We start from the raw sequence: 24,255 nt of genomic DNA, 5'->3' as shown, positions 1-24,255 counted from the left end.
ATGAATGACAGCAACTCAGCAATAGACCGCACCGGGACCCAGCCGCTTCTGGCGGTGTGCGACGTTTCCCTGAGTTACGGAAATGGACGTCGTGCTGTGAACGCAGTCAGTTTCGAACTCCAGCCCGGTGAGATGGGATCAATACTCGGACCTAGTGGCTGTGGCAAGTCAACACTGCTGAGAGGCATCGCGGGATTCGAACCTCTGCATGCCGGGTCAATCACCATGAACTCTGCGACTCTTTCGTCACCAGGCAATTCGGTTGCTCCGGAAAAGCGCAATATCGGCTTGATGTTCCAGGACTATGCCTTATTTCCGCATTTGAGTGTCTCACAGAATATTTCATTCGGACTGAGGAAGTGGAAAGCTGCGGACCGGGACAATCGGGTTCGCAGTCTGCTGATGCTGATCGACCTGGAAGGTTTTGGAGACCGCGACCCTTACTCGCTGTCGGGTGGTGAGCAGCAGCGAATCGCTCTCGCCCGTGCAATCGCTCCAAAGCCTGAACTTTTGCTGATGGATGAGCCGTTTTCCAGTCTTGACGTCGAAATCCGCAATACGCTGATACCTGAAGTCAAGCGTATTCTCACCCAGGAAAACATCTCGACCATCATGGTCACCCATAATCACGAAATTGCGTTCTCAATGGCTGACAAGATCGGCATCATGGAAAAAGGATACGTGCACCAATGGGACGTCCCGTTCAACGTGTACCACCATCCACTGAATCGTTTTACCGCGCGGTTTGTCGGCGAGGGCGAATTCATAAGTGCCGACGTCATCAGCGACCAGATGCTGAGATCCGCTTTTGGACTGCATGCGTTTCAAAACGACTATGGCTTGAAAAGGGATGCGCAGGTTGAAATACTACTTCGGCCCGATGACATCCTGCACGATGATGCCAGTGAACTCACAGGCAAGGTGATCCGAAAGTCGTTCCGCGGCTCCCATTTTCTCTACACCGTCAGACTGGAAGATGGCCAGTCGATTTACTGTCTGGCTGACTCCCATCACAATCATCAGCTTGGTGAGCACATCGGTTTGAGATTGAATATCGAACATATCGTAATTTTCGAAAAAGGGCAGGAGCACGCTATGACTCGTACTATCGCACCACAGGCGTCATCACCGACTTCGCCTGAATAACTGCCTGAACTGTCGGGTCGGAAACACAAGCACTTTCGCAAGGCTGCCGATTCGCAATCATTCACTGCAGCGGTTGATGGCTGGACGACCGGCTAACACACCGCCAGCTGTACATGACGGCTTGTGTCGGATTTGTGATCATTCCGTTTTTCAGTCGATAGTAATGAGACAATCTCTACAATCCGTTAAACTGTTAGCGTAACCGTTGTCGGACTTTTATTGATTGAAGACGCAGGTGTGTCATTGACAAGTCATGAAATAGCCCCAAATAGACGTATGGGAAAAGACCAATGAAGCCGAACGAGTATGCATTTTCCATACCTGCGAGGGATGGCCAGATTATCAGAGGTGTGTACCGCGATACCTACGAGGGACCAGTGGGCATGTTTCTGCACGGGTTGTCCTCCGACGCAGAAGGCACCAAATCGATGCGACTGTGGAGTCAGGCCGAGCGACTCGACCGTTCGTGGATTCGGTTTGACATGCGCGCCCACGGAAAGTCCGATGGTGATTTCGAGGAGTTCAGCATATCCCGTGCGATTGAGGACACCAAACTGGCGCTGTCTTTGTTTGGAGGGCGTCCAAAGGTTCTGGTCGGCTCCAGTATGGGAGGCTGGGTTGCGTCACAGGTTGCCCTGGATGCCGAAGTGAATGTTTGCGGACAGGTACTGATCGCACCAGCATTCAATTTCATGAACGGAATTTATCTCAGTGCCTCACCCGAGGTGCAAGAACAATGGCGAAAGTCGGGCTATCGGACATTCGACGACACAGGTCCGGACTGCAGTTACACAATTGCATATGCCGCGGTGCTTGACTCATTGCAATACGATGCGTTTTCGACTCCGTTAAGTTACAACCATCCGGTGAAGATACTGCACGGTGCGCTTGATGATGTGGTGCCGTCTGGTCAAAGTCTTGAATTCAGGGACCATGCGGATTCCGACATCGAAGTCACCATTTTCCCCGATGGTGATCACCGGCTGACCGATCATGTTGACATGATTGAGTGGGCTGTCGACAAGATTTGGCCGGACTGACGCACTTCATCTTCTGATACGGTCTTATGAGAGTCGTTACAATCCTGTTTCTGTGTTTCCTGATCATTCCGATCGCGGAGATTTATCTGCTGATCCAGATTGGACAGGTGATCGGGGCTGGATGGACGATTGTCGGAGTGGTCGCGACAGCACTGATCGGCGCGTGGCTGGTGAGGTTGCAGGGAATTCTCACGCTGCATCGGGCAGTCGGGAGCGTAAAAAGTGGAGAGGTGCCGGCCCTGGAATTGGTGGAGGGACTTTTCCTGCTCGTTGCCGGCGCATTGCTGATTACGCCCGGCTTCGTGACCGATGCGATCGGATTCATATGTCTGACATCGCCAATTCGAAGAGCGTTTGCTTCGATTTTGCTGAGTCGTCTGATTGTTCACGTAAACCAGCGCAGTCAATCGTCACAGTCGCGGACGTACGACGTCAAATTTCGGGAAATCGATACTGACTAGCCAGTTCCGCTGTGACGTCAGATCGCAGCGATCGCCCCTGATACCCCCAATACGCCAAACAGACCGCCGTCCGTGTGAGCTGTCGCAGGGCTTGTGCCGCAGTGAGATTCATTGCAAAATTTTTTACTGATCGGCTTGACAACTGTGAAAAATTGTAGATAATGATAATCATTATCATTCCTAAATATGAAATTTACTGATTCAAAACGATGGCAAAGGCAGGATTCAGACGGTTGGGGCAAAGAATTCTTCAAGATTTTGCGCCATATTCAGTCTACGCATACGGCGTCGGTCATGAACCTAAGCTGTCTGGCGTAAGTGACGTCACATATTCACCGGATAAAACTGATCTGAAACCCCGCACCGAACCATATTCTCAAGATTTTAAATTCTAAGCTTCTCTCCTCTTGTAGCTATGGCAATATCATGCATGGGTCATGATATTGCCAATTTTTTTCTACTAACGGCTAGATAGACCCGAGCCAGACGCTTCCGTCTACCCCGCCTCTTGAATACCTCTTCTCATGTGCAATATTTCGCGATAATACAGCCATGGACTCATCTGGTTGGCACTTCATTTTTCACAATGGAAAATTACGTCTTTCGGCGCGACCTTGTCAAGTCCCGCGACCTTCTGCAACTCAGTGAGAAGTCAGATTCAGTTGGATTGACTCGGCTTGCTGTACACCTTCTTCTGGTCGGCGGGTCCGGTTTGTGGGTCTGGTCAGCGCAATCTAGCTGGTGGATTCTTCCAGCATGGTTCGCTTATGGAACTATTGTCGTTTTTCTGTTTGCGCCGCTTCATGAATGCATCCATCGCACCGCCTTCCGCTCGAGAGGGTGGAACAACATCGTCGCTGCCGTGGCGGGGTTCATACTCATTCTTCCGGCCAATTATTTCCGCCACTTTCATTTCGAGCACCACCGGCATACGAATGATCCGGCGCGCGACCCGGAACTACTGACAGAAAAACCCCGGACTTTTCCAGGGTATATGTGGACGATGACCGGGCTGACGTCCTACTGGCTGCCTCAGATCCGCCTTCTATTGCACCACGCATCAGGCAATGTCAATTCAAAGTTCATTCCGAAATCTGCACATCGAGCCATCCAGCGAGAAGCACGGATCCACCTGGCGCTATATGTCGCGATCGGCGCAGTTTCGATCTATCTTCAAAGTGCCTTGATCGCCACTTTCTGGGTTGTTCCGATTCTGATTGGAATGGTTTCCCTGAGGTTGTTTCTGCTCGCAGAGCACGGGGACTGTGAGTTGTCGCCCAATATGCTGGTCAACACCCGAACCACACTGACCAATCCGCTTTTGAGACTGATCACCTGGAACATGTCGTTTCATTGTGAGCACCATCTGTATCCATCGGTCCCATTTCACCGCCTGCCTATCTTGCATGACAAGGTGCGCAAGCATCTGGGAACGGTCTCATCCGGTTATCTGGAATTTCACAGGGAGTACTTGCGCTCCATGTGATATCCCTGACATCCGGTCAGGGGTGGCTGGTCAACAGTCAGGATTGGGCTCTGGATATCATCTGCCGTACGGCTTCATTTTCGTTGATGGCGGTTACCTCGACTTTCGGATGCTCGGTGCAAAACACGCGAAAAATCTCGTCTGCAAATGCCTGCCCCACTGATCTGACCCGGTCGAAATCCAAGATAACCTTGTCGAATTCGTCAACTCGCTTCATCAGCCGTTTTGCTTGCGAACGTGAGATCAGACTCTCGTGCTCGTACTGCGCCAGCCTGACTGGAACCACCGTCTTCGAAAAGGCGTGATCTCCTCCGTTGGAATACTGTTTGAAAACCTCATTCATCGTTCGCGATTCGTCATTTTTGAGCTTCATGGAAACCATGGTGCCACTTTGGAGACTACCGCTTTCGACTATCCAATCCTCCGGTTCGCCGTGTTTGTGACCAAAGAACGTCTCGCCTGACAAAATCGTGAACTCATCAAACATTCTTGAAGTAAAGAAGATTCCCTGACCTGGATGCTTTTGGGGATCCGTCGTAAGTTTACCCTTCGATAACTCAAGGACTGCATGTCTTTCATCCAACAACTTATATTCGTTCTTGATCTTGTCGAAAATCCCAACACCGTCGTCAGTCACAATACACTCAACACTGGTTGCAGTCTTCTTGATCTGTGCACGGATTTCACTGCCGCCTGAATGGTCAATGGCATTGTTGAAGATTTCAGTAACGCCATAGTGCCACATACTCAAGACATTATCTGGCACTGCCGGCAGGAGACTTTCTATGTCTTCACGCCAGGCAACATCCTCTGCCAATTGCTCGTTGATCTGATAATGCTTATTCCAACTCTCAAGAATACGAAGTTGGTACGAGCGATTCTTGATCGTCCATTCTGCATCCAATACCTGCTTGTCCATCAACTGATTCAGGTGTCGGTTGACTGACTGCCTGGAAATGGAATAGTAAGATGAAGCTTTTTCCGCAATATCACGCGGATACTTATCTACATTTTGGAGAATGAAATTCCTGACTTTTTGACTTCTTTTTGTCATAATAATTGAAGCCGTCTGTGAGTCCTGATAAATCTACACCCAATCTTGTGCATTTGTCAAGAGTCAGAGAAAATTTAAGGTCGGCACGGTTTCGGACTTGTGTCTCATGCTTGCACCGAGCACAACTGTCGGGACACAACTTCATCGGACAAGTCAGATTGACCGCAAAAATCTCACTTGGACGTTTCCGAACACGTGATACCCTGATCGATACTCTGCTGCGCGGGTGTCTCCAACTCATATGCTTCACTCCTTCTCCGTGTCCTGACAGACTTTGGAAGTTACTTCAACTGACATCCTCTAGTTCAGAGAGAATCTGATCGGTTGCGGTCAATGGCATGACTTATCACTGCTAATTTTGCGGTGATAATTCTTGACTTTGCGGCGAATAACCATTTTTATCGCCGCATATTATGCGGTGATAAAAATGTGGATACACGAACATCACGATTGGCCAAATTTCGTTTGGGATGTCGAAACCATTACCCCGAAGCTGGCTGACATACGCTATCGCCAGGGTCGTCTTCTAGGCCGAATGGAAGGTCTTGGACTTGAGCTCAGGCAAGAGGCCAATCTTAATACCTTAAATTACGATGCTGTCCAGTCCTCGGCGATTGAGGGTATGAAACTCGACCCGAAAGATGTTCGCTCATCTATTGCACGAAAACTAGGGATTGGGGTTGCCGGACTTGCGCCAACCGACCGTAATGTGGAAGGCATTGTGGATATCTTGCTGGATGCAACACAGCATTTTTCCAGACCTCTGACGAAGAAACGGTTGTGTCACTGGCAAGCTGTGCTGTTTCCGACTGGGAACAGCGGCTTCAGTCCTATCGTTGTCGGCGAATGGCGCACAATGGCTTCAGGACCGATGCAGGTAGTCTCCGGTCCTTTAGGTCGTATGAACGTTCACTTTGAAGCGCCGGACGCAAATCAACTGGAAAACGAAATGCAAATGTTTATGGACTGGTTTAACAACAGTCATGACATAGACCCTGTGCTCAAGGCTGGCATTGCTCATTTTTGGTTTGTGACTGTCCATCCCTTTGAAGACGGGAATGGTCGGGTCGCCAGGGCTATCGGTGACATGGCTCTGGCACGCGCGGATGGCGTAGCGGAGCGATTCTACAGCTTATCTGCCCAGATTGCATCCGAACGCGAGGATTATTACGACCAACTTGAAAAACAACAGCGAAGCACACTGGAAATCACAGGCTGGCTGGAATGGTTCTTGGATTGTCTGGGACGAGCCATATCGAATGCAGAAACTACCGCTGGTAACGTTTTGTACAAAGCACAACTTTGGCAGTTGATTAATCAACGGCCCGTTGGTGAACGTCAGCGGCTGATCATCAATCGCATGCTTGAGCATGACTTTACCGGATATATGAACACATCCAAATATGCGAAGCTTGCAAAGTGCTCCAATGACACTGCTCTCAGGGATATTCAGGACCTGAAAGAGCGTGGCATCTTGATTCAGAACTCCGGGGGAGGACGCAGCACAAGTTACAGATTACGCAATCAGATTGAATAATTCTTTTCTCCAATTTCGATCAGGGTGGAGAATTTGTGCATCCATACCCTTGCAAGCAATTAGTACTACCATGGTCCAATTACCGGACAAGGCCATGTCTTGCCTCAGCTATCCACATTTTTTTAGAAGTTGTGTCATCACGACTGCCAATCCACCAACTCACTGTTTTTCCGAATCGCGCCAGGACGATAGTCGAGGTCAGACTCTGCGGAATCTGAAACAGGCGGCAACTCATCAGTGGGGTCTACCTCCGTCCTGCAAAACTCGACCAGCAACTGGGCCAATGCAGGCATGCCGCGCCCATACGAATCTACGCCCAGATGTCGTTATATGCAGTGAACCGGCACAAAGCCTTTTGATCATCGAAAAATTTCGTATACTCTACCCTAGCAATGGTTCCCTTATTCAAGGGAAGCAATAAGGAACAAGGTCAGGATTACATAAATATCTGAAGCCTTGGCTGCCCTCGCAACTGTATGCGGTTAGCGATTGCTTGATGAAGCCACTGGGAAACTGGGAAGGCAAAGCAAGAGTGCTTGACCCGCGAGCCAGGAAACCTGCCGTTGCCAGCGTTACCCAACCGCAGTACGGGGTGTGCTTGCGGAACGGACACCCGTTGGTGGTGACGCGCCTATTGTAAAACGGCATAGGTTCACCACAGTTATGGGAAAAATCCATTCAGACAGAACTACCGGAACAATGTTCGGTCATCCTGACACGAACGTGGGTTTCGAGGCGGTTCTACCCGTGTGTACAAGAATTCATGCCGATAGCTTTCTATACACAGTGGGGTCGTCACAATATGCACATAATCACCCAGTTAATCAATATCGGTAAAACTTATCAATATCTGATTTTACTTTCTGTACTCTTATTCGCTGTCTTGCCGATATCTGCAATAGCTCAAACGAATACCGACGAGAACGATAAAGCCGAATCGACAGGCGAAGAAGTCGTGGTCTCGGCAAGTCGTGTTTCAGTTCCAGCTAAGCATGTCGGAAGCAGTGTCACTGTCTTCGACAAGAAGGACATTTCCAAACGAAACGTTACACATGTTCACGAAATGCTCCGAGAAGTGCCCGGTCTGGCAGTCAGCCAATATTCCCCTTCCGGGCTGACAGACGTTCGGATACGCGGGTCGGAAAGCAATCACACATTGGTCCTTTTTGATGGGATTGAATTATCCGATCCGGCTTTCTATGACGGAGTCTATTTTCAACACTTACCCGCTTTTGCAGCTGACAGAATTGAAGTGCTGCGAGGACCGCAAAGCTCAATCTATGGAAGTGAGGCGATCGGTGGCGTAATCGACATCACAAGTCCAATTCCAGATGAAGGTACAACTGCCATAGTAAGTGTGGAACAAGGTTCTTTGCGTACAACCAAACTGAATTCCTATGTTGCCTTCGCTAGCGGGGGAAGTTACGGGTCGGTCGCGATGAGTCAGACACAGTCCAGGGGGATTTCGGCAAAATCTGACAATACCGAAGCCGATGGTTTGCGACAAACGAGCGCACACCTCAAGGTTGGCACTCAGATCTCGAATGAAATGGAAATAACCGCTTCAACTCTATTGGTAAATTCGGACGGTGACTACGATGGCTGTTCCTGGCCCTCTTCAAACAACTGCCGCGGTGAGGACAAGAAAAGAGCTTCATCAATCGGCATAAGCTACGAACAACCTGATGGCGGTTTCGTCCATTCCATCAAACTTTTCGACACCCGCCATAAGCGAAATGAGGTCGCCAAGGGTGTTTGGCAAATTCCGACACTAGGGAAAAAGTCCAAAGTCGAATATCAGGCGGTCATCAACTGGGAAGCCCGCGAGACCAATCAGACAACTATTGTCGCGTTAAACAAGGAGAAAAACAGAGCGATCGGTCAATACGTCGCTCGTGGGAAGGGAGGCACGTTCGACACCAAGAGTGTCATTATCGAGCAACGAGTGGATTTCGGAAACGATGTATTCGCTTCACTAAGCGGACGCTACGACGACAACGCCAATGATGGATTCAAAGACTACAAGACCTATCGCGGCACTTTGGCTTGGATTGCCAACGATGACTTGAGAATTCACAGCAGTGCCGGTACCGGCGTAAAAAATCCCCAAGTCTCGGAATTGTACGGATCGGGTGCCGATTGGTGTGCAAATCCTGACCTCAGACCTGAAACAAGCAAGAGTTGGGACTTTGGGGCAGAATTTCGGCCAGTGCCTGGCAATTTGACGTTCGACGTCACATACTTCGAAAACAAGGTTACTGATTTGATTGAGAGCGAACAAGTTGAGAACTGTATTAGCAACAACCAATCCGGCATAGGCAAATCTGTCAATAAACCCGGAGTGAGCACCATCAAGGGTTGGGAGCTCTCGATGCTCGGCACTCTCGCAGACAAGTATGACGTGACCGCGAGTGCGACGTTCCTCCAGGGATTCAATTCGGAGCAAAAGGAACTGATCAGAAGACCGTCCAAATCCCTGACTCTTAATATCAGCCGAAAGTTCACACATTCAGGAAAGTCCGGATCAATAAATCTGAACATGCGACATGTGGGGAAACAGCTCGATTATACAAGTTGGCCAAATGTGGCGGACTTGCCCGAATATACGCTGGTGAACCTGGGCGCAACCATGAATCTGAATTCAAAGCTCGAACTGACCGGCAAGATCGAAAACCTGTTCGACGAGAAGTACTCCGAACTTCGCGGTTACAACAAGCCCGGTCGAACCTGGCAGGTTGGAATCCGATACACCTTCTGATCAGAACATGATGAGTCAGCTCATGTATTGCCATCGGTCATTTATCCTGATCCTGTCGCGCACAGGGTTGGCAGCGATCATCATGTTGACGCTATTCGCGGACATCAGTCTGTCGGATCAGCAGGTTATCGAAAAACCAAGTAGGATCGTATCGACCCATCTTTGCACGGATCAACTGCTCCTGCTGTTGTCGGACCATGACAGAATCGCATCGTTGAGCTTTTTCTCGCATAACCCGAGCATGTCTGCAATGTCTGAGACAGCTAGGAACTTTCCAGTCAATCACGGCTTTGCCGAGGAGATAGTCGCACTTGACCCAGACCTGATTCTTACCAGTACTTTCGGACATTCAAGCATCCTGCTACTTGAAAAACTGGGCTATCAAGTCAGGACCATACCGGTGGCGGACAGTCTTGATGACATCGCTGCCAACATCCGTCTGGTTGCCGAGGCGATCGGCGATCCAGTCCTCGGTGATACGATGGCGTCGGAATTCGCAAACCGGATCGACGCAGTTCGACGGCAGAAAGTCAGCGATCGACCACTGCTTGCCATTTACAACCAGAACGGCTTTACTTTCGGTCAGGACGCACTCATCACGCGACTTGTCGAATTGGCGGGCTTTCGCAACCTCGGAGCAGAACTCGGACTCGGAACCGCACAGCATCTGCCATTGGAGTATCTGCTTACCCACCAGCCGGATGTTCTGATGTTGGGCGATCGCAACAGATATGCCGCAATGGCAAACGAACTTCCAAACCATCCCTCAATCCGTCGCAAATACGCGGACGTTCCAAGAATCAATACGAAAAGCCATCTATGGATCTGCGGTACGCCATTTGTCGCTGAAGCGCTCGACTACTTTACAGCCGAGAGAGTCAAGCTCGCACAGTGATATACGAACACACTTGTTTCCCATGAACACCAAAACCAATACATTGCTGATATGCCTTTCTTTGGCCGTGATGATTGGTTTTCTCGCATCGTTGTCAGTGGGACCGGTTGGAATCGGAACATGGGCAGTCCTTTCCTCGATATTTTCCGATGGTTCCGATATCGCTGTGATTATCGCCCAGGAGATTCGTCTGCCAAGAGCATTACTGGGCGCGGCGATCGGTGCAACCTTGGGAATCTGCGGTGCTGCAATGCAGGGATATGTCCGCAATCCACTCGCTGAACCTGGATTGATTGGAGTGTCCGCGTCCGCTGCTCTGGGTGCCGTGCTTACAATTTACTTCGGTCTTTCCACCTTATATGTTTGGACATTGCCTTTGGGCGGAATGATTGGAGCTTCGGTCGGAGTTATGATCATGGTGATCATCGCTGGGCGGGGAAGCTCAACCCTGACGCTTATCTTGGCCGGTGTTGCAGTATCAACGCTGGCGGGCGCGCTTACTTCGCTGGCACTGAATCTTGCTCCCAACCCCTTTGCGGCAGTGGAAATAATTTTCTGGTTGCTCGGATCGCTGGCCAATCGAAGTATGGAGCACGTCTGGCTGGCCGGACCGTTCATGCTGATCGGAATCGCACTTCTGCTGACTGTTGGAAAGTCGCTTGACGCATTGTCACTTGGAGAGGACACGGCATCCACGCTCGGTGTCAATGTTCGGCGGGTTCGCATGCAGATCATTGTCGGTGTGACAGTGTCTGTCGGAGCTGCCACTGCCGTCGCCGGCGCCATCGGATTTGTCGGACTGGTCGTTCCACATCTCCTGCGTCCGCTTGTTGGACACCGGCCTGGAATTCTATTGCCGGCTAGCGCTCTAGGTGGTGCGATCCTGTTACTTTTTTCCGATGTGGCTGTCAGAATGCTCTCCTTCGGTCCTGAACTCAAACTGGGTGTTTTTACCGCGCTGGTCGGTTCACCATTCTTTCTTTGGCTCGTTCTCAAAATGAGAAGTCAGTTTATATGAGCATTCTCAGAACACAGCGATTGAACATATCGATTTCCGGAAACAAAATTGTTTCTGACGCGTGGTTTTCGGTGAACAGCGGTGAGGTAGTCGCCTTGATCGGACCGAACGGAGCTGGCAAGACAACTTTACTCAAGGCGATGATGGGTCTGATCAGGGTCGAGAGTGGCGATATCGACTACGACGGTGTGCAGATCAGGTTCAATCAGCAATTCCAATTCGCTAAGTTTATCTCCTACCTCGAGCAGAATAGCAAGAGCTACTGGGCACTGAGCGTTGAAAGTGTTGTGATGCTGGGAAGACTCCCACACCTTGGAAGATGGAGGAGGCCGTCGGCTGTGGATCACCAATCTGTCAGGAAGGCGATGGAAGTCTGTGACGTCCTGCAATTCGCTGACAGGGCAGTCACGACACTGTCCGGTGGTGAGCAGGCCAGAGTGATGCTGGCCAGAACGCTGGCGACCAATCCACATTTCTTGCTCGCTGACGAGCCGGTTGCAGGCCTTGATCCCGCGCATCAACTGGATGTGATGGAGAAATTGCGCAATCTGGCCGATGGCGGTGCTGGGATTGTTGTCGTAATGCATGACCTCACGCTGGCATCCAGGTATTGCGATCGGATGACATTGCTGTTCGACGGACACATAGTCGCCGATGGAGTACCACAGAATGTACTTTCTGAGGAACATCTCGCGACAGCTTATGGCATTGAGGCTCTGTACCACGAGTCCGTCCATGGAAACATTGTCATACCCGTCCGACGATTGAAGAAATAAGATGATCCGAAAACACCCGTTCAGGTTCGCATTTTCGATGGTCGGTTCGTTTTTCGTTCACATCGTTGCAGCTTTTGCCATGCTGATGACTGTGCCTGAATTTGTACCGCCCAATCCGATTGTTCCCATCAGCGTCACTCTTGTTCCGGAATCCAGCATTCCGGGAGCCGGCATGCAACTGCAAGAGAAAACCAACGAGACGGGAACGGACATCCAGTTGAACGTCGCGACATCAACCTCTCCGGCACAAAAGACGACTGAAGTCGTGGAGGCCCACAACAGGATCGAAGACAGCGTAAACCCAATTCAAGCCCCAATTGAATCCGGGCACCAGTCCGATGCTGATCGAATTGCAGGAGTTGAGGAACCGCTGGATTCGTCGAAGGAATGGACCAAGACTGTATGGGACGTTGAAAATTACAGATCAATGGAGTTTGTTGGCGGTACCGAAATTAATTTGGACTCGTCAGACTCTGAGGACACAACCCCCAATGTTTCGAAGATCTTCGCTAGCGATGAAGAGCCGTCGGATTTTCGAACTGCTCTGGTTACCCATCAAGACCAGATCCTGTTTGAACCGACCGCAATCGATAGCGAACATGAAATGACTGCCAAGGTTCTCCCCGATGCCATATTAGACACAGCTGATAGCCTATCCATCCCGCCAGGAGTGCAAAATACGGAAGTGGAGCGGGGTGTCCCTGTCCCACCCGCAGCTACGATACCGATTGTAGACGTCGAGGAAAATCAGACAACAGCAACCCAACGACACCCTACCGATTTGGAGTTCGAATTGATCGCGAGAGAATATCCTGACGCGATTCAAGACGTGATCGATGAGCATATTTCCGTGTCAAGATTTCCTGTATCAGTGGATGGATCCGAAAAGTCGGCTCCAATTGAAAAGTTACGATTGACTGAAAGTGAATTGGCAATCAATCAGTCAGAAAATTCGGCGCGGATGAACAAGTCCAAATCCTCACAATCTGCCTTGGACATTGAGCAAGAACTGTTTGCGATGGGGTTCCCGGATTCCATTTTGGATGTGATCGATGACCGCTCCACTCCAAGACAAGTTGACAAAACTGTCAACTTGCCAAAAACTCCATCCGTTGAAGAAAATCCACAGCAATCAGGTCCGGTCGTCGCGAAAGCGAATATATCGAGGACAGTGCTGGACGCAGCAGACAAAGTCGAAGTCAGAATTGCTTTTGCTGAACTTGACGAGCGGAATCTCTTAGTCGACTCTGCTGAAACGATTGAACTATCACACGAAACCGAATCGAACGCTGCATCCATCCCTGAAATGCCATCACTGCCGATAGTTGATGAGCATCCAGACAGAACCACAAGAATGTTGCTCTCTGAACAGGTCAACTCTCAGGACGACATTTCGAACAGGACAGAACACAAAGACCGGCAACCGAAGTTTGCAAAAGTTTATGCTGACAAAACAGATACATTCAATTCACAACTGAACGAGCCACTGCCTCTCGAACGTGCCCGGGATGCGGACAAAGCCTCGATAGTCGACACCACATCAAGTTCAAGAACAGATCGAGTCGCATCAGTTCAGTCAGACGTCGAGACGGAAGGTTTGGCACAGAGCACTGAAATGGCACCTCAATTCGGTGTTCCCGGCTTATCCAATCCAGCCCCAAAATACCCATATCTGGCAAGAGCCAACAATGAAGAAGGTCGGGTGGTTCTGCGCGTTCACGTTGATTCGCGCGGCAACGCACAGAAAATCGAGACGCATACATCTAGTGGCTTTCCGCGATTGGATAAAGCTGCGAAAAGAGCGGTTCGAAAGTGGAAATTCCTGCCAGCGCGCAATAACGGTGTGATGTCGGATGGAATTGCGATGGTTCCGGTTTCTTTTGTGCTGACAAACTGAAAGCGGGGAAACTTAATTTCGGGATTTATAAATAAAGGTTGACAAAACTTTGAAAATCGTTATAACTTATATCGAGTTAGAAATACGAAACGAGGTCAAGTTATGCAGCAAGCACCAGGTAAATCCCACAGAATCGGTATATCTCTTATTGACCTGTTTGCCATGTTCCCGGACAACGAAATTGCAACCAAGTGGTTTGAAAGTGTTGTCTGGCTGGATGGTCGTTATTGCCCGCATTGCGGTTCTACCCGCACCAGTAAAGCAAGTCACAAGAAAATGCCTTATTGGTGCACTGACTGCCGCAGCTACTTCAGTGTCAAGACCAATACACCTATCGCCAATTCCAAAGTACCTATGCAGAAATGGTGCATAGCTATCTACCTTTGCCTTACAAATCTCAAAAGCATCTCCAGCATGAAATTGCATAGGGATATAAAAGTGTCTCAGCCAACCGCGTGGTTCATGCTGCATAGAATTCGTGAAGCCTGGATGCATGATTCAGATGATGACTTTAACGGTCCGGTTGAGGTTGATTAGGCGTATTTTGGCGGTCTTGAAAAGAACAAGCATGCTGACAAGAAACTTCATGCCGGTCGCGGCGCAACTGGTAAGACTGCGGTTGCAGGAATCAAAGACCGCGAAACGAATGAAGTTCGAGCAGAAGTTGTTAAGAATACAACCGCCGAATTCCTGCAAGGCTTCATTGCTGACAATGTGAGTGACGATGCCACTGTCTACACCGATGATTCGACATCTTACTCCAATCTGCCATTTGATCATGAATCGGTCAAGCATTCTGTTGGTGAGTATGTAAAAAAACAGGCTCATATTAACGGCGTTGAGTCATTCTGGGCCATGCTCAATCGAGCGCACAAAGGCACATTCCACAAGATTAGCCCGAAGCATCTTGACCGCTATGTTCATGAGTTTGCCGGTAAGCACAATATCCGTAACTTAGACACTCTTGCCCAGATGCGTGATACTGTCGCCCGGCTTGTCGGTCGCAACCTTCTCCACAGAAGACTCACGGCGAACAACGGGCTTTCCTCGCACGCGCGGGGTTAATAACGCTTTTGCCAGTGTTTCAGGTGTTGCGCCTTTGAGGTCAACCTGTGGATCCAATTTTGGTCGATATTTTTTCATTGCACACTTCTCCATTCAGCCATAGTTTTCCCGCCCTTGCTCCGATTACAACCGGAACAAAGCAGTTGAAGATTGTCTGGATGATCCGTTCCACCTCGAGATTTTGGCAGAATGTGGTCTACATCCATCACCCGAAACGGAAAGTGTGTTTCGCAGCCGGTGCACACTCCTTCCTGTTCGCCATAAAGGCGATGGCGGTGCGTTCGATAGTTCGGCAGTTTGCCCAAATCTGTTCGCACTGGTGCCGTATTAAGCGAAGTTGCGCCGCCAAACAAGCCGCGGTCTTCACTGATGCGCTCGTTTACCAGTTTGATCGCCAGAGGCGAGAGATCAATGCCCGCCCATTGACGCTGCAGTCTGTCTGCCGCAACCAGCGTCGTTGCGCACCCGCAGAATGGATCGAATACCATATCGCCGATGTTGCTGGATGCCCTGATTATTCTTTCAAGAAGAGCAAGAGGTTTTTGAGTGGGATAGCCAATTCTCTCGCGCGCGCGTGAGTTTATTGGATCAATATCGGTCCAAACATCATTGATTGGGACACCCTTCATTTCATCCAAATATCGTTTTATTCTAATCCCACCACGATTAGTGAAATACAGTCTGTTTTCCCGATCTAATTCCTTCATTTTTTCAAAAGGCACACGCCATTCTGCTGTAGTGCCTCGATATTCATACACATACCCCCCACTTTGCAATCCTTTTGCGGTTAAGTCTCCATCCATAAAACGCCTGCCGTCAGGGTCTTGGTGCCTATATCGTCGTTTCACATATTCCTTGCTATAAGCAACGTATTGCACATTGTATGTAAGTGCATCCGATATTGATTGATGAAGGATTACGTCATGCACTGATCCCATAGTTTTGGAATCGCTGTGGCCAGATGTACGCTTCCAGACAATTTCATTTCTAAAATTCGCACGTTCAAATATTCCATCTAACAAAAGTTTCAGATAGTGCGAAGCAGTCGGGTCGCAGTGCAAATAAATTGAGCCAGTCGGCTTCAAGATCCGCTTCATTTCCAACAATCGCACTGCCATGAAAATAAGATATGACATCATACCTTTGCCATGTGCCTGTCGCGACGCTTCGATAACGGAATAAGCGGCTGGATTTCGATCAGCCAATTCACCGTGTTCATGGACATCTATATCAGAAAGTGTCCAGGTATCTTTGAACGCTGCACCTGCAGCTTCAGATCCGATTGGAGCGGAATAGTTTTTGTTGCTGTTAAAAGGCGGGTCAAGATAAATCAAGTCAACCGATTCAGAATTCATCCCCCGCATGATCGGCAGATTGTCGCCAGTCCAGATTGTGCCGCTGGCAAAATTCGCTGGTTTGCGGGTTGGTGCTTCTCGTTTTGGATCGGTCATTTAACAGCAGATTTATTCGACCAGTGATTCCCGTTTGGGTGCTTGATTTCCATAAGCTCTCCAGTCGCGACTATTTTTATCAGTTTGGGTTGATTTTTATGCCAATGCCGTAATATTGTTTTGCGGAAAAAATTTTTTCCAACTCGCTTTCAGGCTCATCCCAGTATTGCAAAACTTGATGAGCATTGTGTAAATCTAATTCGCCTTCATTTTTGCCTCGCATTCTGCGCCAATACGAATAAATACCGGATTTATATGAACATAGTGTCCAGCCTAATGTAATAAGCCACAACGCGATCAGAATGTAAACGGCAATTTGCGGGATTGTATCCGTAGTCCATCCCATTCCAGCACCAATTACCGCACCAAAATGCCATAGAATTTGAATTTGCACAGGTACACGCATGCGCGCATTTTACACGCCCCCGTCACTTTGTGTCAACCTTTATTTATAATTTCCTTAATTTCGATCGTCAGTTTCGGGCTAGAGATAAACGCGTAGGTACTGCCCTTCGAGAACTCTCAGCCCCACAACCACCATTCGGTTGAATTTCAAGTCCGCAGGTCTCTTCGCCATATCAAAAGCCGTGCAGGATCGCCGTGTAAATTTCACATGATCCGACAATCACACCTCGGCATCGGCGAGCAGACAATCGATTTCAAGCGCATCTTCAAGTCCATCCGCAACGCCGTCAAGATATTGCTCAACTTTCGTATCGTAGCGAAGTTCTGACGCCGACCCCTTTCGAATTCGATCCAGCCATGTCTTTCTGAACTCATCAGTCGAAAATATTCCATGCAGATAGCATCCGGCGATTCTGCCGTCAATGCTGACTGCTCCATCAGCGATGTCGCCGATCCGGGCAAACGGGCGCACCGTATCCGAGCCATGTGTTTTCCCGATATGGATCTCATAACCTTCAATCGGTGTATCGGTAACCGTGCAAACACCCTTCACCGGTCGTACTGACTTATTTCCTCGCATGTCTGTCTCAATATCCAACAACCCTAAACCCAACGACTCACCCGGCGCGCCATCGAGTCCCTGTGGATCGCGCACGTACCGACCCATCATCTGATACCCGCCGCACAACCCCAGCACCCATCCACCATTGCGGGCATGGGCAATGACGTCATGATCCCAGCCTTGCGAACGCAAAAACTCAAGATCCCCGACTGTCGACTTCGATCCTGGGAGAATCATGACATCCGCATCGAGCGGTAGTGGCGTGCCGGGCGGAATAAACTCGAATTGAACGTTCGGTTCCAATCTAAGGGGATCAAAATCATCCGAATTGGCGATTCTGGACAGCATCGGTACGACAATCTTTAGTGGCTTTCGTTGCTTGGATTCATCGTGTGCATCAAATGAATCCATAACAATCGCGTCTTCCTGCGGTAACCGGCGAGCGTCGTCAAGCCAAGGCACGACACCTCTACATGGCCAACCGGTACGCTTTTCGATTTCTCTTACGCCATCATCAAACAGACTCACATCACCTCGAAAACGATTGATGATGAAACTCTGTATCATGGCTGAATCTTTCGGGTCCAGGACTGTTTTTGTGCCGACTACCGAAGCGATCACACCGCCGCGATCGATGTCCGCAAGCAACGAAACTGGAACTCCTGCGTGACGCGCAAATCCCATGTTCGCGATATCCCGCTCTCGAAGATTTGTTTCTGCGGCACTGCCGGCACCTTCCACAATCACGCAGTCGTACAATTCTGTCAACTTCTCAAAACTTTGCATGACCGGCGCTAAAAGCGAATCCCGAGTTGACATGTATTTCACTGCTTCCAGTGTCGACGTCACCTGACCGTGGACAACGACCTGTGAAGTACGATCCGACTGCGGCTTCAGTAAAACCGGATTCATATCGACAGTAGGAATGATGCCTGCGGCTCTTGCCTGCAGTGCCTGCGCTCTTCCGATCTCACCACCAGTGGGACATGCGGCGGCATTATTGGACATATTCTGTGGTTTGAATGGCGCCACTGAGATGCCTCGACGCCTGATCACCCGGCATAATCCTGCGACAATGATGGACTTCCCCACATCGGATCCGGTGCCTTGAATCATCAAAGCTCGTTTGTTCATGATTCAGAACTTCAATGGAAACCCAATCTCAGAGGTTAGTCGGTACTTCCGACCGATACAGATTGAAATACATTCGTCACTCGGAATTGAGGCTGCTGGACAACGCTAATATGCGACGAATGCTGCAGAATTATGGGGCACTTCGCAATCTATACTCAAATCTCGTTCGGCAAAGCGACGACTGACTGCCGAGCTGAAGGCCTGCGCCTCACAAAACAGCGGTATCAGCTGCTTGAAACCTGATGGATAGTCTCAGACTTTCTGTTTTTCATCGAACACTCACCTTTCTCCTGCATCCCGGAACAAACACCGTATAGATGAAGTGAATGGTCGTGAAGCACAAAACCAAGTGAACCTGCAACCAAATCCTGCCGGCGTTCGATCTCCTCGTCGATAAACTCGTAGACATCCCCACACTCGACACAAACCATATGATCATGGTGCTGCTCATTGTTCAACTCATAGTATGCCTTGCTGTCCTCGCCGAACCGATGCTTCAGCACAAGGCCGTTCTGTTCGAATTGCGTGAGAACCCGATAAACTGTAGCGATCCCAACCTCTTCGTTGGATTCTCGTAATGAATCGTAGATCTCTTCCGCTCCCATATGACGGGTCTGGGATTTTTCCAATACTTCAAGTATCCGTAACCTAGGATGTGTAGTACGCAACCCTGTTTTTGCCAGACTTGTTTCATTAGGGTTTTTCACAGTTCCTCTCCTTGTATGGAAGACACTTGCATTTGGTATTGTAGACTATCGTAAGCCCTGAGTTGCTCTGATAGGAATTTACAAATGGGAACTTATGTATTTTGGTTGTCAGATGTAAATTCAATTCAATTTCGTGGATTTCCCGCAAGATTCGAATCGGCAGAGTGAGAGAGTGTCAAATAGCAAATTTGACCGCCTGGCGTCGTTTTTTTGTCTTTTTCTCGCCGATTTGGGTATCGCAGCGCGTAAGAAACAACACAGTTGCAGTGTATAATATTTTCGTGTATTTTAACGAGAGGAACTGATGAAAAACATAACACTCAGTGCAGATGCTGATTTGATTGAAAAAGCGCGGGATCGTGCAGCTGCCGAGCATACGACATTAAATGCACAATTCCGAATGTGGTTGGAAAATTATGTCCAACGCGAGCAAAAAAGTGACAGGACCATTGAAACGATCCGGGAACTACAAGCCAGTATTTTTTCCAACGGTCGGAAATTCTCTCGCGAGGAAATGAATGAACGGTAAATACTTTATTGATTCAAGTGTGCTCATTTACGTGTTTGACGAAACTGATTCTGACAAACGTACGCGATCCGAGGATTTGATTCAGTCAGCCGTGAGAGAAGGAACTGGCTGCATCAGTTATCAGGTTGTTCAGGAAACAATCAATGTGATCACGGGAAAATTGAGTGCGACAGCAATACAAGCACATCAATTTCTTGAAGACGTGTTGGTTCCTTTATGGTCCGTAAATCCGACTAATCGACTGTATCGCTGTGGGCTTGATATCATGCGGCGATACAGATTTTCGTTTTACGATAGTCTGATAGTTGCCGCTGCGCTTGAAGCCAGGTGCAAGACCCTGTTCAGCGAAGACTTGCAAGACGGTCAAATTGTCGAAAAACTTACGATTGTGAATCCGTTTAATCTGTCATAATCTCGGAACCAAAAAACCAAGGCACCTCTGTTCCCGGCGAGTCCTTCCCAGCCAATTCCTAGTCTGTCGGAATACACCAGGTAGATTATTACTCCGTCAGCCGGAAGACAATAATTTTTGAGTCATCTCGCGGATAAGACGATTGCACAGTGGGAATTCATCCACTGTCATGCGTCGAATTCTGTGTTCAAGAGCAGCTGCGTATTCGAAAACCTCAATTCCATCATCCACCGGTACTCCAGCGAACGCAATATCAAATTGCCCTGTCTGTTGACGTCTCATTAATTGTGTGGGAAGTCAAATCGCTGAATCACCGCGCCCTGGATATGAACATCCAGTTGCCGGAAATGTTCCGCCATATTGAAAGCACATGTCGCAAACAGATTTCAGCGAGAATCAGCCGCGGAAGAATTGATGCATATTTAAAGGTGTCGGCATTGGAAGACAACCTGGCGTTGCGCCAGCTCGATATGAATGTCGTCACTTCCTTACTGCAACTGTCGCAGCGACTGTGTGAAACCAATCCGCAGCTCTCAGGCATGTCGGTGTTCGATGTGCTCAAGTGGCCCGGAGTCATTGCGCCACCCGATACCGGTGAGATCAGCTTGCCTGAAATGATTGTTGCTGAATTTTCTTCAGCACTGGACGATCTGGTTGCTGACCGCCGCAGGGAAGGCGACGCAATCCGCGAAATCCTGACCGAAAAAGTCAGGCACTTGGATGAAATTTCAAAAAATGTTTCACAACTCACCAACCAGGTGCAAAAGGCAGTCGAGGAGAATCTGCGAGAAAAAATTCACGGGCTTCAGGTTGATGCTGACCCCGCGCGGTTTGAACAGGAGCTTGCATTAATTCTGGCAAAAGCCGACGTCAGTGAGGAAATCGAACGTTTCGTCCTTCATGTCGAAGAATTCCAGCGTGTTCTGACACAGGATGAACACGGCGGAAAGCGACTGGGTTTTATCGCACAGGAAATCGGGCGCGAGGTCAACACGCTGTCGTCAAAGACCGGTTACTACCCGATGAATACGCTTATGGTCGATGCAAAAGTTGTGATCGAGCAAATTCGGGAACAACTGCACAACATTGCCTGAACACGATGGTCGATGAGTCTCCGGTAATTCTGATCGTTTCCGCCGCGTCCGGAACAGGCAAGTCGAGTCTGAGCCGCGCTCTGGCACAACGTTGTGAAGACACAATCGTTTCTGTTTCACATACAACCCGGGACAGACGCAGCGGCGAGATTGACGGGAAGGACTGCTATTTTGTATCGCAAGACCGATTCGCTCAGATGATCGGGGATGACCAGTTTGCCGAACACGCCTGTGTTTATGGGCATTATTATGGAACTTCGATCGAGACCATTCGCGCTTCAATCGATGCCGGAGTGAATGTCGTACTGGACATCGACTGGCAAGGGGCAATGCAGGTGTCGAAAAAGTTCAGCGAAGCTGTGCTGGTATTTTTGCTGCCTCCTTCTTTGCAGACGCTCAAGCAGCGACTGGTGCGCAGAGGCCGCGACAAGGGCAGTGTCATCGAACAGCGATTTGCTGCGGCACGTGAGGACCTGGCGCAATGCGTCAGATTCGATCATCTGGTTCTTAACGATGATTTCGAACTTGCCTTCGAAGAATTGCGCGGATTGGTGTTAAGCCGAAAAGCGTCAATTCGCCCAATCCCCGCCAGCATTCTTGACGATCTGGGAATTGCCGGATGACTCGCGCGAACACGCGCTGGCGTCTCGCTGACGGCTTTTCAATTGCACTGGCAACGCGTCGCAAACACAAAAATTGCCCCATGCAATATTGAAAGTATTAGAATTGGTGTAAGCACATCGGTTGCATTCATTGAAGGCCCATTAAGCGTACCGTTTGAAACCGGGCATGCGCGATTTTGGGCAGGAGGAAAAAAATGAGTATGTCAAAGAAACATTTAATCGACCTCAACGGTCATAAACTAAGCAGACGAAAGTTCATTCAGGCGTCGGGGGCTCTTGGCATGGCGGGAGCGGCCCCGGGGGTGTTTTTCGCACCCGCAGTCCAGGCAGCTACCCCTTCGAGGGGCGGTCATCTTCGCTTGGGAATCGCAGCCGGATCGTCCACCGATTCCCTGGATCCGATTCGTCTTATCAGCGCGCACGCACAACTGATTTTCTACACCATACACGGCACATTGACGGAAATCACCAGCGACGGTGATTTGGTCCCGTTGCTTGCGGAGTCGTATGAGGCAGGGGCTGATCCAAGCGAATGGGTTTTCAAGCTTCGCCCGGACGTCACGTTTCACAACGGCAAGTCTCTCACTGCAGATGATGTGATTGCGTCGATTAACCGCCACCGCGGTGAAGATTCCGCTTCTTCGATGAAGGCGTTTATCGATGGGGTTGAATCGATCACCAAAGACGGTGATTTAGTTGTCAAGTTCAAGTTGAAAACGGCAAGTGTTGACTTTCCGGTCATTCTCAGCGATTCAGTGCTGTCAATTCTGCCTTCAAAAGACGGAAAAGTCGAAGCCTTTGATGCGGGCTGCGGAGCGTATACCTTGGAAGCGTTCGAGCCAGGTCAGTATTCGCACTTCAAACGGTATGAAGATTCGTTTATGACAGACAGGGGGTTTGTTGACACTTGTGAACTTCTTACGATCGCAGATACCGCAGCGCGACAGAACGCTTTGGTCACAGACGTGATCGATGTAATGGGAGATGTTGACGCAACAACCGCGAATCTTCTCGCCCGCAATGAGAATCTCAATATTCTCAACGTTACCAGCACCTTGCATTACACGTTCCCGATGCGTACGGATTTGGCACCTTTCGACAACTATGACGTGCGCATGGCGCTGAAACTGTCGCTTGATCGGGAAGCCGTGTTAGATACGGTGCTCAGCGGTTATGGCAGTTTGGGTAATGACCAGCCGATTTCTCCTGCCAATCGCTACTACAACACCGAACTTGAGCAGCGGGTATATGATCCGGAAAAAGCAAAATGGCATCTGAAGCAGGCAGGAATGGAAAACTTAAAAGTCGAGTTGAGTTTGTCGAACAGTCTGTATGCCGGCTGTGTCGATACCGGCGTCCTGTTCAGTGAGCATGCCAAGGCATCGGGCATTGAAATTGTGCCAAAACAGGCTCCGGACGACGGATACTGGAAAGATGTCTGGCTTAAGCACCCGTGGTGTGCAAGTTTCTGGAGCGGACGACCGACTGAAGACTGGATGTTCACTCAAGCCTACGGCGGAGAGTCCAACTGGAATGAAACGTTCTGGAAAAACGACCGCTTCAATGAGCTTTTGGTGGCTGCCCGGGCGGAGCTGGACGAAGATAAGCGTCGACAGATGTACTGGGAGATGCAGGCAATCGTTCGCGATGACGGTGGAGCGGTCATTAACGCGTTCGCTGATCACGTTTCTGCATATAACAACAGGGTCGGAGCACCCGATAAAGTCGCAGGTAATTGGAAACTCGATGGTTATAAGATTTTCCTGCGGTGGTGGATGAAAGGATAGTCACTTTGTTACGTGCCAAAGTGCATTGGACATTGAATATTGAGCCCGGCGCACACGAGGTTCGCCGGACTCAATATTCCTCCGGTTTTTTTATGTCCGCCGGTCAGCATCAACACACAACTGCGCAAAATAAGAAAGTCGGGGCACAGATGCAATCGTACCGACGCAGCCCCGTATTGTTCAGTCTGTATCGCCGCAACGCATCGACAACAGGGCTGCAGAGCAATCGCGCGGCGAGGCAAAAACTGTCCTCTGCAATTTGAGTGCTATTTTCGAACATTCGCCTGCGCGCCGAAACTCAATCCAATTCGCTACAGTGTTGAAGGTGACGACGACTGCCCTGTCAAGCGGTCCGATCGGGTCGGTCCGCTTGCAATCGGAATTTTCCAACCAACATTTATCCAAGCACAACCGCTGT

The 24,255-nt window shown here is 49.5% G+C and carries 21 protein-coding genes and 1 riboswitch; of the genes, 15 read left to right on the top strand and 6 right to left on the bottom strand.

Features of this window, described 5'->3' with window-relative positions; translation table 11 throughout:
* From OXI60_04985 to OXI60_04970, 4 genes are all read left to right on the top strand, one after another.
* On the top strand, positions 1–1,146 hold the full coding sequence (locus OXI60_04985) for an ABC transporter ATP-binding protein (GenBank protein MDE0309169.1): 1,146 nt from the start codon (positions 1–3) through the stop codon (positions 1,144–1,146).
* A gap of 290 nt (positions 1,147–1,436) precedes the next feature.
* A complete protein-coding gene (locus OXI60_04980; GenBank protein ID MDE0309168.1) occupies positions 1,437–2,186 on the top strand; it encodes an alpha/beta hydrolase in 750 nt (249 codons plus the stop codon).
* A gap of 26 nt (positions 2,187–2,212) precedes the next feature.
* Complete coding sequence (locus tag OXI60_04975; protein MDE0309167.1) at positions 2,213–2,647, top strand: FxsA family protein; 435 nt, start codon at positions 2,213–2,215, stop codon at positions 2,645–2,647.
* A gap of 586 nt (positions 2,648–3,233) precedes the next feature.
* Positions 3,234–4,133: a fatty acid desaturase gene (locus OXI60_04970; protein ID MDE0309166.1), complete on the top strand. Its 900-nt coding sequence runs from the start codon at positions 3,234–3,236 to the stop codon at positions 4,131–4,133.
* Between the two features lie 37 nt (positions 4,134–4,170).
* Here OXI60_04970 and OXI60_04965 read toward each other — a convergent pair whose 3' ends face one another.
* A complete protein-coding gene (locus OXI60_04965; protein MDE0309165.1) occupies positions 4,171–5,187 on the bottom strand; it encodes a DUF4325 domain-containing protein in 1,017 nt (338 codons plus the stop codon).
* 427 nt (positions 5,188–5,614) lie between these two features.
* Here OXI60_04965 and OXI60_04960 point away from each other — a divergent pair, with 427 nt between their 5' ends.
* From OXI60_04960 to OXI60_04930, 7 genes are all read left to right on the top strand, one after another.
* Positions 5,615–6,724, top strand: coding sequence for a Fic family protein (locus tag OXI60_04960; protein ID MDE0309164.1), 1,110 nt, complete (start codon positions 5,615–5,617; stop codon positions 6,722–6,724).
* 376 nt (positions 6,725–7,100) lie between these two features.
* Positions 7,101–7,304, top strand: a riboswitch (cobalamin riboswitch).
* A gap of 222 nt (positions 7,305–7,526) precedes the next feature.
* Positions 7,527–9,482, top strand: coding sequence for a TonB-dependent receptor (locus OXI60_04955; GenBank protein ID MDE0309163.1), 1,956 nt, complete (start codon positions 7,527–7,529; stop codon positions 9,480–9,482).
* 22 nt (positions 9,483–9,504) lie between these two features.
* A complete protein-coding gene (locus OXI60_04950) occupies positions 9,505–10,377 on the top strand; it encodes an ABC transporter substrate-binding protein (GenBank protein ID MDE0309162.1) in 873 nt (290 codons plus the stop codon).
* Positions 10,378–10,399: 22 nt separating this feature from the next.
* Positions 10,400–11,395 (top strand): iron ABC transporter permease, encoded by a 996-nt coding sequence (locus tag OXI60_04945; protein ID MDE0309161.1) that lies wholly within the window; start codon positions 10,400–10,402, stop codon positions 11,393–11,395.
* Positions 11,392–12,171, top strand: coding sequence for an ABC transporter ATP-binding protein (locus OXI60_04940; protein MDE0309160.1), 780 nt, complete (start codon positions 11,392–11,394; stop codon positions 12,169–12,171). Before OXI60_04945 ends, OXI60_04940 begins: the two co-directional genes overlap by 4 nt.
* Before the next feature lies 1 nt (position 12,172).
* Entirely contained in the window at positions 12,173–14,068 is a 1,896-nt protein-coding gene (locus OXI60_04935; GenBank protein ID MDE0309159.1) for an energy transducer TonB, read from the top strand.
* A 102-nt stretch (positions 14,069–14,170) separates the two neighbouring features.
* A complete protein-coding gene (locus tag OXI60_04930; protein ID MDE0309158.1) occupies positions 14,171–14,605 on the top strand; it encodes a transposase in 435 nt (144 codons plus the stop codon).
* Positions 14,606–15,022: 417 nt separating this feature from the next.
* Here OXI60_04930 and OXI60_04925 read toward each other — a convergent pair whose 3' ends face one another.
* The 5 genes from OXI60_04925 to fur form a co-directional block, all read right to left on the bottom strand.
* Complete coding sequence (locus OXI60_04925) at positions 15,023–15,211, bottom strand: hypothetical protein (protein MDE0309157.1); 189 nt, start codon at positions 15,209–15,211, stop codon at positions 15,023–15,025.
* Positions 15,208–16,584, bottom strand: a complete 1,377-nt coding sequence (locus OXI60_04920) for a DNA methyltransferase (protein ID MDE0309156.1) — start codon at positions 16,582–16,584, stop codon at positions 15,208–15,210. The genes OXI60_04925 and OXI60_04920 overlap by 4 nt, the downstream gene beginning before the upstream one ends.
* Before the next feature lie 79 nt (positions 16,585–16,663).
* Positions 16,664–16,990 carry a hypothetical protein gene (locus tag OXI60_04915; GenBank protein ID MDE0309155.1) on the bottom strand — a complete coding sequence of 109 codons (327 nt, stop codon included), beginning with the start codon at positions 16,988–16,990 and terminating at the stop codon, positions 16,664–16,666.
* A 219-nt stretch (positions 16,991–17,209) separates the two neighbouring features.
* On the bottom strand, positions 17,210–18,685 hold the full coding sequence (locus OXI60_04910) for a cobyric acid synthase (protein ID MDE0309154.1): 1,476 nt from the start codon (positions 18,683–18,685) through the stop codon (positions 17,210–17,212).
* A gap of 224 nt (positions 18,686–18,909) precedes the next feature.
* The gene (gene fur / locus OXI60_04905) at positions 18,910–19,392 is read right to left on the bottom strand and encodes a ferric iron uptake transcriptional regulator (GenBank protein ID MDE0309153.1); all 483 of its coding nucleotides are present in this window, start codon (positions 19,390–19,392) and stop codon (positions 18,910–18,912) included.
* Between the two features lie 518 nt (positions 19,393–19,910).
* Here fur and OXI60_04900 point away from each other — a divergent pair.
* The 4 genes from OXI60_04900 (at position 19,911) to OXI60_04885 (ending at position 23,837) form a co-directional block, all read left to right on the top strand.
* A complete protein-coding gene (locus tag OXI60_04900; protein ID MDE0309152.1) occupies positions 19,911–20,333 on the top strand; it encodes a PIN domain-containing protein in 423 nt (140 codons plus the stop codon).
* 149 nt (positions 20,334–20,482) lie between these two features.
* On the top strand, positions 20,483–21,427 hold the full coding sequence (locus OXI60_04895; protein ID MDE0309151.1) for a YicC family protein: 945 nt from the start codon (positions 20,483–20,485) through the stop codon (positions 21,425–21,427).
* A 5-nt stretch (positions 21,428–21,432) separates the two neighbouring features.
* Positions 21,433–22,050: a guanylate kinase gene (gene gmk, locus OXI60_04890; protein ID MDE0309150.1), complete on the top strand. Its 618-nt coding sequence runs from the start codon at positions 21,433–21,435 to the stop codon at positions 22,048–22,050.
* A 200-nt stretch (positions 22,051–22,250) separates the two neighbouring features.
* Complete coding sequence (locus OXI60_04885) at positions 22,251–23,837, top strand: ABC transporter substrate-binding protein (GenBank protein ID MDE0309149.1); 1,587 nt, start codon at positions 22,251–22,253, stop codon at positions 23,835–23,837.
* Positions 23,838–24,255: the final 418 nt, after the last annotated feature.

This window comes from Acidiferrobacterales bacterium (assembly GCA_028820695.1).
GTDB lineage: Bacteria > Pseudomonadota > Gammaproteobacteria > Arenicellales > JAJDZL01 > JAJDZL01.
This window is presented reverse-complemented; position numbering and strand designations above follow the sequence as displayed.